Raw genomic sequence first — 15,525 nt, 5'->3', positions numbered from 1 at the left:
GGTGCTGCCGGGCGATCGCATCGCTCGGCAGCACCTATGCTTGACCCGCCCGTTACCGGGCACGCCCCCATAGCCCAATTGGCAGAGGCAGACGACTTAAAATCGTCACAGTCTGGGTTCAAGTCCCAGTGGGGGCACCGCAAATATATCTACGCTGATCTCGGTTTTAAGTTGGTGACGGGTGCGTCAGGTGCCCCGTTTGCCCACACTTGAAATCATCCGGGCCTGATCGCGGGCCACTGCGACGCTGTCCAGATCGTCGTCGAAGAGGTCCGCGTACACGTCGAGGGTCATCGCGGCCGAGGCGTGGTCGAGCATCCGCTGCAGCGCTTTGACGTTCGTGCCGGCGGACACGGCCAGGCTCGCGGTGGTGTGCCGGAGGGCGTGGGGCGTGACGCGTGGGAAGGTCAGATCGATCTCCCGGGCACGTTTGAGGGCGTAGAGCAGCCAGCCGTCCCGAGTCGACGGCGTGCGCTGGTGCGACAGACCGTTGCCGAACAGGATCTGGTCGGGTGTCTTGTCGGCGCAGAGCAGTGCCAACTGACCATCACGCTGGACCCGATGCCCACCCAACGCGAAACCGCCGCCGTCAGCGAGCTCTGCTCGAGTCTCACAGAAACTCAGACCCGCTATCCGGGCACCGGCCTAATCCTGCGATACGCCATCAAAGAACGGCTCTGAGTTACGACAAAATAAATCGACCTAAGACGTCCATGTCAGGACCCCTGGAGTCGTGGCAGCGGTGCCAGAAGATCGTGACCAATCACGGCTACCGCCTCGTGCACGAAAACGTCGACCGGGTCGCGTACTTCTGCACTTCCGACGCCCATCGCGCCATCACCCGCGAAGCCGACATCCGGCTCGTCCGCACCGAACACCCACGGTTGGTCTCGTACCCCTGCCTCGACGCCCGCGGCATCTGGATCGGCCCCAACCCTGACCCTGGCGACCACGCCGTCCAGCGCGAGGCAGCGACGCAGCTCGACGGTCCCGAAGCCCCGGGCAAGGAATTAGCAGCGATATTTCTGCCCCGGTTATCCTCCCTTCACCGGGTATTTTCTCGGGCGGGGCTTACGGGAATGAAGGTCCTAGCCTTCATATGGCCCTCCGCGGAACACGACCGCGGGTTGTTCCGTCCTGGTCGAGGTCGGCCTTAGGGGCATGCGGGTGCGCGCCTGGTTTGGCATGTGGAGTTGAGCGCCTTGTGGTGGCGTTGGTGACTGCTCGGTGCCGCACTGCGCCCCTGACTGGCCCCTGCTCTGTGATCAGTCGACTGCAGAAGTGCCGGCGGCCACGTCCTCGTGTGGGGGTAAGCCTGAACCGGCCGGACTCGAGTCGGTCGAGGGAGCTGTGACCGAGGCGATGGCGACGCCGACGAGCGCGACTGCGCCGCCGAGTGCGGTCATCGCGTCGAATGGTTCGCCAAGTACCAGGGCGAAGAGATAGCCGAGTGCCGGAATTGCTGCGGTGAGCACGCCGGTGGCTGCAGCGGGAAGGCGTTCAGCGCCGAAGTTGAAAAGCACGAGAGTCGGCGCGGTGATTACGACACCGAGGACCAACAGACCCCCGAGACCTCCCCATCCGCTCGGGATGGCGGCCGCGCCGACCGCCATCTCTGCGACGAGCCAGGGGAGCATGATCGCCGTTCCCCACACGGCGGTCGCCGTCGCCAGCACGAGCGGATCAACGGACTCGGCCGTCTGTCGGCCGCCGGCCGCGCGTTCTCGGGGCTCGGCGAGGACACCCTTACGGAGAAGCACTGTATAGAGTGAGTAGCTGGCCAAGCCGATAAGGCAGAGCAGCACGCCGCTATCCACAGTGAGGCCCGCACCCGCCACGATGACGACGCCCGCGGTCGCGAGCACGAGTCCGACAATCGTGCGGGGAGGCAGGCGCTCCTTCAGGATGAACAGACCGAGCAGGGCGGTCAGTGCAGGGAGCGCCGCGTTGCTGAGAGCGGCCGTGCCAGGAGTAGTGAACTCAAGACCGATGTTGGTCAGCGAGTAATAAATCGCAACCCCCAGGAGCCCGAGCAAAATCGTTCGCGGATCGCGGAGGGTACGCGCGAAAAGCGGCCGACGTGCGGCGAGGGGCACGAGAACGATCAGGCCGATCGCGAACCGGCCGACCGAGAGCACGGCGGGTGACGCCGTTTTCAAAACCTCACTGCTGATTCCAAAGCTCGTCGACCACAACACCACGGCGATTCCGACGGCCATTAAGGGAAGTCGTCGATGAAGTGCGGTGTTGACCATGCTCGCATTCTATTTCCGAGCCTCGAGCCGACCTGACACCCATGATTTCAGTTCGATCATGAGCAGCAGACCGAACACCCGGTGGACCCGCGCACCAGGAAGGGCTATTCTCGTGTGCCATACGAGCCATCTGCCGACCAAGGGTGTCGTCCCGCAGGGGGTTCCCCTGCGGAAGGCGGAAAACAGGAGTGGGTGGTACCCGCGATCGGATGCGCGGGTGGCCACCTGTGTCAGTTCGTCTCTGCTTCCTCCGGAGGAGCGACTGGTGATACGACGGGAGGCAACTCGATATCTGCAAGGATCCGGCCGACGGCACGCCACTTTTCTGCCGAGGCGGCATCGAGCGGGTGCTCAGGAGTATCTTCCAGGTCTTTCAACTCTGGACCAAGGATCGCGCTGGCGATCTTTGTGATGACTTCGCGCAACGACTCGGTACGCATATAAGCACCGATGTACTCGCCGTTCGGTACGGGCGCGAGTTCCGTCGTATAGGCGCTCACAAAACAGTCCGCAGCTTCAGCACGTAGGTAGGGGCTCTCCAAAGTCTGGTACCAGCGGCGAAGGAAAACATCACAGGGCGCCTCGTCATGAAGGTGCCGTTCGTCGTCACGAAAAATACGGTTACGGATCTCATCCGGGTTGAGCTGGTTCGCGAGTTCGATCGCCTGATCCATATTTCCTTGGTAGATCAGGTCGGCAAGTTCAGGGCTCGTCTTTTGATCCATCCGTTGCTGAAGTTGCCTCCGAAATCGGCGCGGGCGACTGTGGTCTGCCCATGCGGAGCCCAGGCGAAGTCGCCATTCCTCTCTGGCCTTGACGACGTCCGTAGTTGCCGAGATGACCAATGCGGTGACGGCGATCACGTCAAGTGCGGTGGTGATGGGCGATCGTTTCATCTATTGCTCCCTCTTCAGATATGGCAGCACAGCACTGCTGTGCTGGTCAGGCGCGACTTTCGGACCCGGAACCCTGCCGCAGACCGTCGCGACAAGGGGCATCTGAGCAACTGACTCCCGCGTAGCTATGAATATTTCTCTACGATGTGTCGGTTATCAGAATAGAGGGCTGCTGTTGGTGTAGCTGACTCGTTGATGTGCCCCATGGTGGTTCGGTTACGGGCACTGACTCTGTCAGGCTAGTGATTTCTTCAAACGCTTACCCCGGTGTCTGGCAGCACGTACTTTGTTGAGGAGGGGGTACACGAAATGCAACTGCAAAGACCGGCCTTTCCCGTGCTCCTCGCCGTGACTGCGCGGTCCTGGATCCTCGGCATTCCGTCGATGGCCCTCATCGCCCTGGCGGGGCTTCAGTTCGCGATCATCTCACATGCGGGTATCGGAGAATCCTGCTATCAGAACCCTGAGCTAGGCAATCTGCCTCTGCCCTCAGCAGGCTGGACCACGGACGGCGCATTTTCGTTCTTCCCCGTTGGGGTCCAATGCTTCTATTTCACAAGCGAGCATGAACTCCTCCTAGTACATACCCAGACCAGCGTGTGGGACTGGGGAATCACATTCGCCGCGATCCTCGGAGTCCTGGGCGTTGCGCTCTTTCTGACCGCCCGACTCGCCACTCGACGGTCCTGGCACGAATCCCTCTGAAGAATTAGACCTAGACCGTCCCGCAGAGCATTCCCCTTACGGGAACGGAGCACTTCCCTCACCGCACCCGTCAGTGGTACGCTATCAAGTACTACTCAGGGAGGTAATCATGTCGGCGATCACCGCGACGGAAGCACGCAAGAGCCTATTTGGGCTCATCCAACAGGTCAATGACGACCACATCGCTGTCGAGGTCGTATCCCGGCACGGAAACGCGGTCATCCTGTCGAAAGAGGACTACGACGCGATGACCGAGACGGCCTACCTCCTACGGAGCCCCGCCAATGCCGAGCGATTGCTCACGGCGATCGAGCGGGCCCGACGCGGCGAGTTCGAGCGACACGACCTCCTCGACGCGTGACGCGAAAGATCGCCTTCGACCCAAATGGGTGGGAGGACTACATCTACTGGCAAACTCAGGACCGTAAAACTCTCAAGCGAATCAACCAGCTGATTGCCGACGCACTGCGCGATCCGTTCGCCGGTATCGGCAAACCCGAAGCCCTCAAGCACATCCTCTCCGGCGCCTGGTCCCGCCGGATCGACGATACGAACCGTCTGGTCTATTACGTCACGGACGATCACATCGTCATCCTGCAAGCCCGCGAACACTACTAACCCGAGGTCTAGCTCAGTTCCCGTAGGGGTTTCCCCTTGAGGACACGCCGCGCCAAGACGAAGCCGGCAGCGAGAGGATCGTTCTTGTTCGCCGTGGACTCGGAGCTCACTGTTTTTCACTTCGCTGGGAACGCCAGCTCATGCTTTCTGAATCCAGCTCGTCAGAATGATGGCGTTGGGATCCACGGGCGAGAGGGTTGACGCCATCTCTGGGGTAATAATTCGCACGAGCGCGTGCGCAGTGAAATGGCCAGCCGGGTGCATGAACTTCCCGATGGAGACGAGACCATCTGAGAAATCATATTCAAAAGAGGCGTCAATGAGTCTGATGTCGTGCGGTGTCCATTCGACCTTCACAACAGCGAGCGCATCACCCAGAATTGGACGCAGTGCGTGCTCGACCGGTGCGGGATCTGTTACGCAGGCTATGCCAATCCATCCATCCGTCATCTTGTATGCGCAATAGAAGAGCAAGGTCTCGTCGCTCAGCTCTTGGGTGAGACTGTGGACGGCGGGGGCGAGAATTTCGTTCCTGGCAAGTCGACCCGCGGGTACGATGTCCGGATCAATTCCATCGCCGAGCCGGGCGGGCAGGGAGATAGGGGCGATGAGGTCCACAACGTGGGCATCCCGGATGGACTCGCCCGTCCACATCCCCTCGACGGTAACCACATCCTCGGAGGCCCAGGTCGCCGGGAGATCAGTGGCTACGCTGATGCCGCCGGCATCCCGGATGAACTGGTCATAGAGCCCGTGCGTCACCGCATGGAGTCGCGTCGTTGCGCCATGACTGACCAGCAGCCCCGTAGCAAACACCGCATCATCAATGGTCACCGGTCGAATCTTGCTGCCGGTCCTCAGCTCGCCTGTCATCACGTTCCCCCAGAATCGAATTCCGCATTTTTCGCTGCATGAACATCCGCTGACGCTCATCCTCCACGGGAGCCGGGCCTACCGCAAGATGGCGACAGTTTCGTCGCCGTCGTTCTTGTAGCCGAGCCGCCGAGCGCTTGCTGCAAGCCTCGACCGCCGAAGAGTCGTGCTGAGCTTCGCCAACATCGCGATAGGAAGCGCGAGAGGACCTACTGTGGGGCACCCTGTCCCGTGCAGGGTTCGACATTCGAACCGTCGTGTGGCCGATATGGTTGCGGAATGGACACTACTCAGCGGCTGCAATATCGCTGGGCAGCCGGACTGCTCCTAGTTCAAGGCGTCCTTATGGAGGGGCTCGTCTTCATTGGCGTCCTTGTCCTCTTGGCTCTCAGAATTCCGCAAACGACCATCGTCGAAAATGCCGATGTCTTCGCCCTTCCCTATCTGCAAGAAAACCTCTATCTCATGATGGCTATGAGCGGAATTTTCGCGGCTCTGCACGTGCTGGGCGCGGTCGGGCTTCTGAGGAACAGATTGTGGGGACTTGCGCTCTCCTTGATCAATTGCGTTGTGACGCTGGCGCTGATGGTTTTACTGCTTCCCGCTGGCCTGTTAGACGGGGTGTTGTCAGGCGCCGCCCTCGTACTCCTGCTCTTTGCCCGATTCGGTCAGACGCCAGATGGACGGCCGAAGCTGATTCTCTGATTGTCGGCCCACGCCGTCTAAGGGGGAGTCGGACGGGCCGTCCCGCACAGGGTTGGTCGTCAGGGGTGCGCTACTCCCTGATTCCGGTGGCCGGGTGGTCATCGTCAAGCCGAGAGTGCTGCCGTAGGGGATACTGCACTTATGGGGAAGAGAAAAGAAATGCTCGCATGGTGGTCAGTGATTGGGATCGCGGTCCCCGCGATGGGGTTTGGCGTGTTTTTACTCGCACAGGCCTCGTCCATGCAGACAATGTTGGCCGGAGGCGTTCTCGTTCTCGTCGCACTCACCACAGTGTTCAAAGCAGTGCTGAGTCTGCGGAGGCTATCGCGAGCGACCGCGCGGTTTTCTGCGCAATGACAAACCAAGATGCGGCCAAACGCTCCGGATTGATCTGACGGCAGCCGTCCCGCAGAGGGTTCCCCACTAGGAGCCTCTGGCGGGGGTGCTCCCAGGTCACCGCGAGTGGAACACGATTCTCGGAAATCAAGCTCTCGACAGCCCCCATCTTCCGGCGTCGGTTTCACCGGGCTTCGCACCGCCCGCACCGCAGCAATCGGCGCAGGGCTTTATTTGGGTTGGCCGTCGTGCGCTCGGCCACCGCACCACCGCCGTCTAGAAGTCAGTCACTTTCTTGGCATGCCACGCGCACCTTGCGGGAATACGATCTCTCTATCGGGCTTCCCGTCACGTCGGGAGCCCGCGACGCACCGCCTCACAGCAGCGTCGAAGCATCGCTGCACCACAGATTGACGCCGCTGCGATGCGGCGGCTAATCGTTAAATTGTGACCCCGACGACACCGTTTCTCATCCAGCTAAAGCACACAGGGAGCATCAATGAGCACTGACGACCAGACCAACACATGCAGTTTCCACATGAGCGGTGCGCTGCCAGCAGGTGGCGACCACCTCGGTGGCACCTTCGGTCAGTCGCCGACCCTGGACCGTTGGTACCCGCAGCGTCTCCGGGTTGAGCTTCTCCACCGGAACGGCGTAGACGCCGACCCGCTCGGCGCGGACTTCGACTACGCGGCGGCTTTCGCCACGATCGACCTCACGACGCTCAAGTCGGACATCAAGCGACTGCTCACCACATCGGTCGACTGGTGGCCGGCGGACTACGGCAACTACGGTCCACAGATGATCCGAATGGCGTGGCATGCCGCCGGCACGTACCGAATTGCCGACGGCCGTGGCGGAGCGGGCACCGCGATGCAGCGGTTCGCACCAATCGGAAGCTGGTGGGACAACGGCAACACCGACAAATCACGACGACTCCTACAGCCGATCAAGCACCAGTACGGCAACGCTCTGTCGTGGGCCGACCTGATGGTCTTGACCGGCAACTGCTCCCTCGAGTTGATGGGCCTGCCGACGTACGGCTTCGGTGGTGGACGACTCGATGCGTGGGAACCGGACGACGGCACCTGGTGGGGCCCGGAGGTCTGGAACCCGCACGCGGTCGCGAGCCCTGACGAGATGGTGAGCCGCGACGAACGCTGGCATGGTCAGAACGGCGACGCGGACTACGACTTGCAGAGCCCCCTGGCCGCGTCGCACCAGGCGCTCATCTACGTCAACCCTGAGGGGCCCTATTCGAACGGCGACCCGCTGGGCTCAGCACGCGACATTCGCATCACGTTCACGCGGATGGCGATGAACGACGAGGAAACGGTGGCATTGATCGCCGGTGGCCACGCGTTCGGTAAGAGCCACGGCCAGGTACCCGCATCCGACATCGGACCATCACCCGAGAAAGCCCCGATCGAGTCGATGGGGCTCGGTTGGCACAACCCGGTGGGTACCGGCAGTGCCGAGCACACTTCGACCAACGGCATCGAGGGCAGCTGGACTCCGAACCCGACACAGTGGGACAACGCCTACCTCGAGAACCTGTTCGCGTACGACTACGAGCAGACGAAAAGCCCGGCCGGCGCGCTGCAGTGGACACCGACTGACTCGGAGGCGCCGAAGACTCCGGACGCCCACGTACCCGGTCAGATGAACCCGCTCATGATGATGACCTCGGACATCGCACTCAAGGTCGACCCGGAGTATCGGGCCATATGCGAGCGTTTCCTGGCCGACTTCGATCTGTTCACCCTCGCGTTCTCGAAGGCCTGGTACAAGCTCACGCACCGCGACATGGGGCCGAAGCACCGGTACCTCGGCCCGGAGGTCACCATCGCCGACGACCTGCTCTGGCAGGACCCGCTCCCGGACGCAGCAGGATACTCACTCGACGAGGCCGACGTGGCAGCGCTCAAGGAAGCCGTCCTCGCGACCAGGCTGTCCGTGTCCGACCTCGTCTACACGGCGTTCTCCGCCGCCTCGACCTACCGCGACAGCGACAAGCGCGGAGGGGCGAACGGTGCCCGCCTGGCCTTATCGCCGCAGAAAGACTGGGCGGTCAACCGACGCACCGTCCCAGTCATCGACGCGCTGCGGAACGTGCAGGCGACTTTCACGGCGACGTCGGGCGGACGGAAGGTATCTCTCGCCGACCTCATCGTCCTCGCCGGCAGCGCCGCCGTGGAGCAGGCGGCACGGGCGGCAGTATCTGACGCCAGCGTGCCGTTTACGCCAGGCCGTGTCGACACGACGCAGGAGTTGACCGACATCGAGATGTTCGAGTGGCTGCGACCCATTGCGGACGGGTTCCGCAACTTCGTGTCCGAGCGCTTCGAAGAGTTTGCTCCGGGCGTCGCGCCCGAGGCGGCATTCCTCGACAAGGCGAACCTGTTCACTCTCACCGCACCGGAGTGGACCGTCCTGCACGCCGGGCTCCGCGTGCTCGGCAGCAACTGGGACGGTTCCGACGTGGGTGTGCTCACGGATCACGTCGGAGTCCTGACGACCGACTTCCTCGTGAATCTGACCGACACCGACCTCATCTGGACGAAGGACGACGAGACCGCGATGACCTTCACTGGTCGGGTTCAGGCGACCGGCGAGGCTCGCTGGAGGGCCTCCCGGAATGACCTGGTATTCGGCTCGAACGCGCAACTGCGGTCGATCGCCGACGCCTACGCGGGCAGCGACGGGCAAGAGCGGTTCGTCCGCGAATTCATCCGCGTCTGGTCGAAGGTCATGATGCTCGACCGCTACGACGTCAATGGCCACAAGCGTTACGGGGCGATGGCCGCCTGACTCCGGAGGTCGCGTCCCGGCGAGCTGACGGCGTGGAGGCACGGCGCGGTCACGCGCTGAGCCTCCAAGTCGTCGAGGCCTTGACCGAACGACGCTTGAGGCCGCGAGCCGAACGTTTCACGGATTGATCAGGCTGGGGACGGCCAAGGAACCTCCGCGGGCAGCACGTGGTCGACCACACTCGCACCTCGACGGCCTGCGAGGGTGGACGGGCCGCTATGCCCTGGAATCCGTTGCCCTCACTCGTAGAGACGCCGGCCGGATTTGCTTTGGCCTCGGGTCGCGAGAGGGTGCCGCTGATGTTCTCTGTGGCGGATCGTAAGGCCTGAGCCTTCCGGGGTCATGTCTCGCTGAGGAATGCGCGTGACCGGTAGAGGTTCGCCGAACCCTCAACGGGACGCCCGCCCGACGGTTTCGGATCGTTCGCTGAACGCGAGCATTACGGCGAGGGTTGCAAGCCAGCCAGTCTTAGCACGGCTGAGAGCCCTTCGGGAGTTCCTGGCCAATGTCTCTTTACCGCATCGCTGCCTGCCCGACGAGTCGCGAATCGTAGAGCGATCGCGACAACGATGGCGTCGTCGGCGTAACCGAGAACGGGTATGAAATCCGGAATGAGATCGATCGGCGACAGCAAGTAGAGCAAAAGCACCGCGATCCAGATTCGAACGCCGATCAACACGGTTCGATCGGCGGCGAGGCGTTTGAGTAGCCGGGCGACGTCGGGCGCGAGGCGCAAGAGATCACGAAGTGAAGCACCGCCAGGATGCCGGCGTTGCTCGATCCAGAGAACCAGAACAAGGGCCAGCCACAGCACCAGCAATCCGCCGAGCACGATCAGAGCGACGTCCCACCAGGTCGTCATGAGCTGCCCCCGTTCGAACGAAAGATGCTGAGGGCCTCACGAGCCGCGTAATAGACGATGATGAGGTTCCACTCCAGCGTGATCCCTTCGAGACCCTTTTCCCGCCCAACGAGCATCGCCGCGTAATCGATGGAGGTCATGTACTGATTCTCGCAGTCCGCGATCGGCTGCTGACAAGAAAGCCGCGGGTACATCGCTGCGAGGCATCACGGCCGTCAGAAAACGACCGCAAGCGGAACCTTGAGCGACACGGGTTCGGGCCCAGTCGCAAAGTCAGGGCTGGCCTCGCTCCTCGTTTCACAGGGGAACCCCGTGAGTGGCGGCAGCTAACCGTAGGCAGGCGTCGTATTCGCAAGTTTCGAGATCGACACGATCTTTTGGTAGTGAAGAACTTCGCGACGCCCGCGGGTGGTTAGGAGTTCGGGCGGGTGGCGCAGGTGCACTGCTGACTCGTTGGGACGTCGGCCATAACCTCATCGACGTGCATGCCGCATCCGGTCCAAGTGATTTTTCCGCAATTGTCGCATCGCATGGGACTGCACATAGTGACTCCTTAGTTGGTCGAGCTGAAGTGTCCAGTATACCCCGTGGGGTATAAAGCAAGTGCGGGCATAGGGAACTTATCTGTCGATGGCGATGGCCAGTCCGGTGGCGGCGGACGCGTCCGTGATGCCGCCAGCATCGGTCAGCGTGGTGAACCCGAGGTTGGCCATGCGGGTGGCTGCTGCAGCCGATCGGTTTCCGGTGGCGCAGTAGATGATGTAGTCCCCGTCGATTGGCAGCGCCGCGATCAGAGTGTCGAAGTTCGGGGATTGCACGTCAATATTGATGGCGTCCTGAAGGTGTCCACCGACATACTCTGGTGCGGTGCGCACATCGATGATGACCGTACTGGAGGTGACAGCGATGGAGGGCGCCGGCGCGGGGCTCGCGCAGGCGGCCATGCTGAGCAGTGCCGCCACGGCGATTGTGATGCCGGTGAGTGCTTTCTTCATGGCTGGGTATCCTGACCGGTGCGTGCAGTGGGTGGCAGTGTGATCGGCTCTGGGGTGACTTTCCGGGAGCGAGGGAACAAGGGCGTGCAGGTAGTGCAGACCTCACCCTCAGCGGACTCTGACGATTCGCGGCGGGTGGTGGCTCGGCGTTCACTGACCAGTCGTTCGCGCAGGGCCCAGATCAACAGGGTGAGGGCGGCGGCGGCCAGAACCGGGCGCGCAGCACCGCTCACTATCGGGTCGAGGGAGCGCACTTCGGTGGTCAGATACAGCGCTATCAGACCCAGAGCTGGCCACCGTGTGTCGCAGAGAGTTGCGTCGGCGCCGATGGGGGTGCCGATATAACTGGCAACGATCAAGCCGATCAAGCTCGCTCCGAGTGCGGTGGCCGCGACCGTCCACCACAGGGCACCGTCTACGTCGTCCGCCCGGGGCGCGTAGCCCGTTACAAAAGCAATGAACGCGGCTGCGGCAACGGGGGCCGCGATTATCCAGCGTCGAGTCGACCAAGATTGTAGGTCAGAGAACACGATCAAGGGCCTCTGTCACGGCAGTGGTCCGAGCGGGAAGACCGCAAGAATTTTCTCGAGTCATGCGCGCATAGAGAGCCCAGCCGAGCAAAACGATCGACGCGGCGGCCAGATACGGCTGGACCGGCTCGAAGAATTGCATCGCTCCGGTTGCGCCGAGGGCGAGGAGAACTAATTTGTTGCAGACGGGGCATCCCACCGCGAAGAACGTTACCAGCCAACCGGCCATGCCCAATCGTCCGGCGGCCCTACTGGGCGGGGCGCCTTCCGGGTGCGCCACATAGGTGGCGGTGACCATGCCCGTCAAGACCGCGCTGAGGATGAGCACCGGCCACGACCAGGCGGTCGGCGGGATCTGTCGCGAAAAGAATGGCGTGTCAATCAAGTCCGTCGGGATGGCAATGAAGACCACCGTAAATAGTGCTGTTGCCAGAGCAACCCACCAGCGGCGAGAGGGCCAGCGACGCAGGTCCCCGCCGAGCCCGGGCAGCTTGCCGCGCCAAGGGGCACGCCGTGGTGATTCGTCCCTGCTGGTGCGTTGGTCACGCATTCGAATAGCCCTCATTTACTGTTCATCGTGAAACGTTTGCTGCCATATTTGAATACACTGATACCCTAAGGGGTATCCTGGTCTTAGACAAAACCAGCCTCGCATCCGCCTACGAACAGGAGCACACCCTCATGGGGATCACCGAACCCGCGACCCACGCCAGCGACGACCTGCGCAAGACCCTCAATCGGCTCAAGCGCGCGCAGGGGCAACTCGGCGCCGTCATCACAGCCGTTGAGTCCGGCGCTGATTGTCGTGCCGTGGTCACCCAGCTGGCTGCTGTCTCGAGTGCCATTGACCGGGCGGGGTTCACGATCATCTCGTCGGCGATGAAGGAGTGTCTCATCGATAGCGGCGCGGATGGGGAAACCAAGCAGCTCAGTGTCAATGAGCTTGAAAAACTTTTCCTGTCCCTCGCCTGACCCCGCTCGCGAGAGCTAGCCAGCGACGGCGCGAATCGCGACGTACACGGCGATGCAGAGCACAAGGATCGCGAAGCTTGTTTTGAGAACGCGGTCGGGGAGTCTTCGGCTGAGTCTGCCCGCGATGAGGGATGCCAGCATGGCGGTGCCCGCGAAGGCGCCGGTGACGGCCCAGTCGATCTGCACGTCGCTCAGGTGGGCGCTGAAGCCGGCGACCGAATTGATGACGATGATCACGAGGGACGTGCCGATCGTGACGCCCATGGGGAGTCCGAGAACGAGGGCCAGTGCCGGAACGATGAGGAACCCGCCGCCGACGCCGAGCAGCCCAGTCAGGAACCCGACCACGGTGCCCGTTGCCAGCGCACGGGGCAGACAGCTGCGCCACCGGGTTCCGCCGCCGGGCAGCGCGCAGGGGCCGGTTGCGGCGGGGGTGGCAAAGAACATTCGCACGCCAGCGATGACCATGATCACGCTAAAAGCGCCGAGCAGAAGCTGAGGATCAACCAGTCGGTTTACGAGGGTGCCGAGGTAGGCGGTGGGAATGCCGGCGGCGCCGATGATACCGGCCAGACGCCAGTTCACGCCGGTGCGCAGCCGCGGAAGCACGGCGACCGCCGACGCCGCTCCCACGACGATCAGCGAGGTTGGTATCGCCTCGTCGAGGGGTAACCCGACACCGTAGACCAAGGCCGGAACGGCCAGGATTGACCCGCCCCCGCCGACCAGGCCGAGCAGCGCACCCACGATCACTCCCAGAAGCAGCGCAGTCAGGATCATGCGTGCGGCGCCAGTTGCGCGAGGACGTCGCTCTTCGTGGGTTCGGAAACCGGGCGGTTCCAGGGCATCCACGACAGAATTCGCCCCAGCGTGCAACTGTTGGTGGCGGCCGATACCGTGAGGCCGGCACCGATGACGCCGGCGAGAAGACGAAACTGCGGATGAATGAACCTTCCCGCCAGCACGCTCGCCAACACCAGAGATCCGGCCGTCATACGTACCTGTCGATCCATGGCCCACGTGGAGCGACCGCTGGTGATATCGCCGCCGGCGGCGGCATAGCCCGCCACACCACCGGTCAACACACGAGCACCGCTCAGGCCAGCTGTGTCAAGATTCTTTCGCGCTTCTTCCGCGCGTCGACCCGACTGGCACACCAGCACAACCCGCGGGGCCAGCTGCGCCGCAAACTCGTCAGTGTGTTCTTTGAGCAGGTGGAGCGGCACGTGATACGAACCCCGGATATGCCGTGCTTCAAACTCCGAGCCGTCCCTCACATCGATGACCATCAGGTCGTCATGATGGAGAACCCACTGATGGAATTCGTCTGCCCCAATCGGTGACGGGAAGGTGTTGACGGTGTGCGTGGTGTCAGAGATAGTAAATCCGTTTCAGTTTGGTGCGGGAGCGGAACAATGCCGGCAGCCCGGAGGCCTGCCGCTGAGGCAGGCCGCTGGCGATCGTGTCTGCCGTGAAGCCAACGTTGGTTAGGTGTTCAGCCGTGGGTCATCGCCATCAGGCTTTCACTGAATATTGGGCAGCCCATGCGGTATAGCCGCCGATGAGGTCGGTGACGTCCGCATGGCCAAGGCCCCGCAGCGCACTCGCGGCGACGCTCGAACGCCAGCCGCTGGCACAGTGGATGATCACGGGTCCGGCGGGTACTTCGGCGTGGCGCTGGCTCAGCTCGGCCAGGGGAATGCGCAGGGAGCCCGGGATCGCGCCCTGCTCGACCTCGCCGGGATTGCGTACGTCGAGGATCATTGCGGCGGTGTCCCGGCGAAGAGCCTCGAAGTCGTCAAGCTCGACCCGCGCACCGACCTGCACCAGCGGGCCGAGGTCGGTGAACGCCTGCGCCGGGTTTGTCAGATATCCGGCGACCCGGTCGAAGCCGATGCGGGCCAGCCGCATTCCGGCCTCGGCTTCACGGCCGGAGTCGGCGATGATCACGATGCTGTCGTCGTGCTCGATGACCATTCCGGCCGTCTCGGAGAAGCGTCCGTCCAGTCCCACGTTAATGGACCCGGCCAAGTGCCCGAGTGCGAAGTCTTCGGGGCTGCGGGTGTCGAGAACGCGGGCCCCGCGCTCAACGGATGCGCGAACATCCGTCAGATTCAGCGGTGCCAGTTCGCGGGTGGAACCTATGATTTCGTGCGCGCTACGGTTGATCATCGCGTCGACGGCGAAATAGCCGGGGATTGCGGGCTGACCGCTGCGGATCATCGTCACGAAGTCGTCTTCACTCATCGGCTGCACAGACGCGTTCGTCAGGCGCTGGTTGCCGATGGTGGATTCGAGCTCGTCGGAGAGGTTCTTGCCGCAGGCGGAACCAGCGCCGTGGGCGGGGAGAACACGCACCGCATCGGGCAAGGCGAGAAGCGTCGTGTGGATCGACGCGTACAGGGCGCGGGCCAGTTGGTCGGGATCTGCGCCGACGGATGCGGCCAGGTCGGGACGGCCCACGTCACCGATGAAGAGGGTATCGCCGGTGAGGACGGCATGGGCCACGGCATCGCTGGCGTGTTCACGAACGACGATGCTGATGGACTCCCAGGTGTGCCCGGGGGTGTCGAGAATTTCTAGTTCCACCTCTCCGAGCGAGATCTTCTCGCCATTGGCGAGGTGACGGATCTCGTACTCGGTCTCGGCGCGGGCACCGTAGCCGATCCAGGCGCCAGTAGCTGCGGCCAGCTCGAGGTGACCGGCGACGAAGTCAGCGTGAAAATGCGTGTTGATCACGCCGATAATGGTCAGGTTATTCGCCTGCGCATCGGCGAGGTATTCGTCGATGTCGCGGCGGGGGTCCACGACGACGGCTTGACCGCTCGTCGAATCACCGACGAGGTACGAGCCATGGGACAGGCAGTTGAGGTAATACTGGGTCAAAATCATCGTGGCCTCCAAAGGTCGGGGCCCACCACGCCGACACGAATTGGGGCGTGTAGTGGGTATGTGCCCCAGTCTCA

19 protein-coding genes and 1 tRNA gene are annotated in these 15,525 nt (G+C 62.8%); 8 read left to right on the top strand and 12 right to left on the bottom strand.

The features are described from left to right. The first annotated feature begins 63 nt into the window (after positions 1-63). Positions 64-137, top strand: a tRNA-Leu gene (locus E3T43_RS13430). Positions 138-186: 49 nt separating this feature from the next. On the opposite strand, the gene E3T43_RS19055 is transcribed toward E3T43_RS13430, so the two are convergent. Then, on the bottom strand, positions 187-540 hold the full coding sequence (locus E3T43_RS19055; protein ID WP_370449965.1) for a tyrosine-type recombinase/integrase: 354 nt from the start codon (positions 538-540) through the stop codon (positions 187-189). Between the two features lie 173 nt (positions 541-713). On the opposite strand from E3T43_RS19055, the gene E3T43_RS13420 reads away from it, so the two are divergent. Then, a complete protein-coding gene (locus tag E3T43_RS13420; protein WP_134472800.1) occupies positions 714-1,157 on the top strand; it encodes a hypothetical protein in 444 nt (147 codons plus the stop codon). A gap of 108 nt (positions 1,158-1,265) precedes the next feature. On the opposite strand, the gene E3T43_RS13415 is transcribed toward E3T43_RS13420, so the two are convergent. Both E3T43_RS13415 and E3T43_RS13410 read right to left on the bottom strand, forming a co-directional pair. Beyond that, a complete protein-coding gene (locus tag E3T43_RS13415) occupies positions 1,266-2,255 on the bottom strand; it encodes a DMT family transporter (protein WP_134441606.1) in 990 nt (329 codons plus the stop codon). Positions 2,256-2,485: 230 nt separating this feature from the next. Then, on the bottom strand, positions 2,486-3,151 hold the full coding sequence (locus tag E3T43_RS13410; RefSeq protein WP_134472799.1) for a hypothetical protein: 666 nt from the start codon (positions 3,149-3,151) through the stop codon (positions 2,486-2,488). 309 nt (positions 3,152-3,460) lie between these two features. Here E3T43_RS13410 and E3T43_RS13405 point away from each other — a divergent pair, with 309 nt between their 5' ends. The 3 genes from E3T43_RS13405 to E3T43_RS13395 all read left to right on the top strand — a co-directional run bounded on the left by E3T43_RS13405 (position 3,461) and on the right by E3T43_RS13395 (position 4,474). Continuing rightward, positions 3,461-3,856: a hypothetical protein gene (locus E3T43_RS13405; RefSeq protein WP_134472798.1), complete on the top strand. Its 396-nt coding sequence runs from the start codon at positions 3,461-3,463 to the stop codon at positions 3,854-3,856. A 109-nt stretch (positions 3,857-3,965) separates the two neighbouring features. Beyond that, the gene (locus tag E3T43_RS13400) at positions 3,966-4,217 is read left to right on the top strand and encodes a type II toxin-antitoxin system Phd/YefM family antitoxin (RefSeq protein ID WP_134441598.1); all 252 of its coding nucleotides are present in this window, start codon (positions 3,966-3,968) and stop codon (positions 4,215-4,217) included. Beyond that, complete coding sequence (locus E3T43_RS13395) at positions 4,214-4,474, top strand: Txe/YoeB family addiction module toxin (protein WP_134472797.1); 261 nt, start codon at positions 4,214-4,216, stop codon at positions 4,472-4,474. Before E3T43_RS13400 ends, E3T43_RS13395 begins: the two co-directional genes overlap by 4 nt. A 138-nt stretch (positions 4,475-4,612) precedes the next feature. Here the strand turns inward: E3T43_RS13395 and E3T43_RS13390 are convergent, their stop codons facing one another. Then, positions 4,613-5,308: a hypothetical protein gene (locus E3T43_RS13390; RefSeq protein ID WP_134472796.1), complete on the bottom strand. Its 696-nt coding sequence runs from the start codon at positions 5,306-5,308 to the stop codon at positions 4,613-4,615. A gap of 318 nt (positions 5,309-5,626) precedes the next feature. Between E3T43_RS13390 and E3T43_RS13385 the strand changes: the two genes are divergently transcribed. Together E3T43_RS13385 and katG are read left to right on the top strand one after the other, a co-directional pair. Next, positions 5,627-6,052 (top strand): hypothetical protein, encoded by a 426-nt coding sequence (locus tag E3T43_RS13385; RefSeq protein WP_241978979.1) that lies wholly within the window; start codon positions 5,627-5,629, stop codon positions 6,050-6,052. 835 nt (positions 6,053-6,887) lie between these two features. Continuing rightward, positions 6,888-9,200, top strand: a complete 2,313-nt coding sequence (gene katG / locus E3T43_RS13380) for a catalase/peroxidase HPI (RefSeq protein WP_134472795.1) — start codon at positions 6,888-6,890, stop codon at positions 9,198-9,200. 439 nt (positions 9,201-9,639) lie between these two features. Here katG and E3T43_RS13375 read toward each other — a convergent pair whose 3' ends face one another. From E3T43_RS13375 to E3T43_RS13360, 5 genes are all read right to left on the bottom strand, one after another. Continuing rightward, complete coding sequence (locus E3T43_RS13375) at positions 9,640-10,062, bottom strand: YkvA family protein (protein WP_134472794.1); 423 nt, start codon at positions 10,060-10,062, stop codon at positions 9,640-9,642. Next, positions 10,059-10,202 carry a hypothetical protein gene (locus tag E3T43_RS18820; RefSeq protein ID WP_166791331.1) on the bottom strand — a complete coding sequence of 48 codons (144 nt, stop codon included), beginning with the start codon at positions 10,200-10,202 and terminating at the stop codon, positions 10,059-10,061. Before E3T43_RS18820 ends, E3T43_RS13375 begins: the two co-directional genes overlap by 4 nt. 480 nt (positions 10,203-10,682) lie before the next feature. Continuing rightward, positions 10,683-11,057 carry a rhodanese-like domain-containing protein gene (locus tag E3T43_RS13370; RefSeq protein ID WP_134472793.1) on the bottom strand — a complete coding sequence of 125 codons (375 nt, stop codon included), beginning with the start codon at positions 11,055-11,057 and terminating at the stop codon, positions 10,683-10,685. After that, the gene (locus tag E3T43_RS13365; RefSeq protein WP_134472792.1) at positions 11,054-11,587 is read right to left on the bottom strand and encodes a hypothetical protein; all 534 of its coding nucleotides are present in this window, start codon (positions 11,585-11,587) and stop codon (positions 11,054-11,056) included. The genes E3T43_RS13370 and E3T43_RS13365 overlap by 4 nt, the downstream gene beginning before the upstream one ends. Continuing rightward, on the bottom strand, positions 11,577-12,137 hold the full coding sequence (locus E3T43_RS13360; RefSeq protein WP_241978978.1) for a hypothetical protein: 561 nt from the start codon (positions 12,135-12,137) through the stop codon (positions 11,577-11,579). The genes E3T43_RS13365 and E3T43_RS13360 overlap by 11 nt, the downstream gene beginning before the upstream one ends. A 131-nt stretch (positions 12,138-12,268) precedes the next feature. Between E3T43_RS13360 and E3T43_RS13355 the strand changes: the two genes are divergently transcribed. Next, positions 12,269-12,559, top strand: coding sequence for a metal-sensitive transcriptional regulator (locus tag E3T43_RS13355; RefSeq protein WP_092453080.1), 291 nt, complete (start codon positions 12,269-12,271; stop codon positions 12,557-12,559). 15 nt (positions 12,560-12,574) lie between these two features. Here E3T43_RS13355 and E3T43_RS13350 read toward each other — a convergent pair whose 3' ends face one another. From E3T43_RS13350 to E3T43_RS13340, 3 genes are all read right to left on the bottom strand, one after another. Continuing rightward, a complete protein-coding gene (locus tag E3T43_RS13350) occupies positions 12,575-13,339 on the bottom strand; it encodes a sulfite exporter TauE/SafE family protein (protein WP_134472791.1) in 765 nt (254 codons plus the stop codon). Next, on the bottom strand, positions 13,336-13,896 hold the full coding sequence (locus E3T43_RS13345) for a rhodanese-like domain-containing protein (protein WP_241978986.1): 561 nt from the start codon (positions 13,894-13,896) through the stop codon (positions 13,336-13,338). Before E3T43_RS13345 ends, E3T43_RS13350 begins: the two co-directional genes overlap by 4 nt. 178 nt (positions 13,897-14,074) lie before the next feature. Then, entirely contained in the window at positions 14,075-15,451 is a 1,377-nt protein-coding gene (locus tag E3T43_RS13340; protein WP_134472790.1) for a rhodanese-like domain-containing protein, read from the bottom strand. Positions 15,452-15,525: the final 74 nt, after the last annotated feature.

Origin of the sequence: Cryobacterium sp. Hh7, assembly GCF_004403155.1 — a bacterium.
Lineage (GTDB): Bacteria > Actinomycetota > Actinomycetes > Actinomycetales > Microbacteriaceae > Cryobacterium > Cryobacterium levicorallinum.
This window is presented reverse-complemented; position numbering and strand designations above follow the sequence as displayed.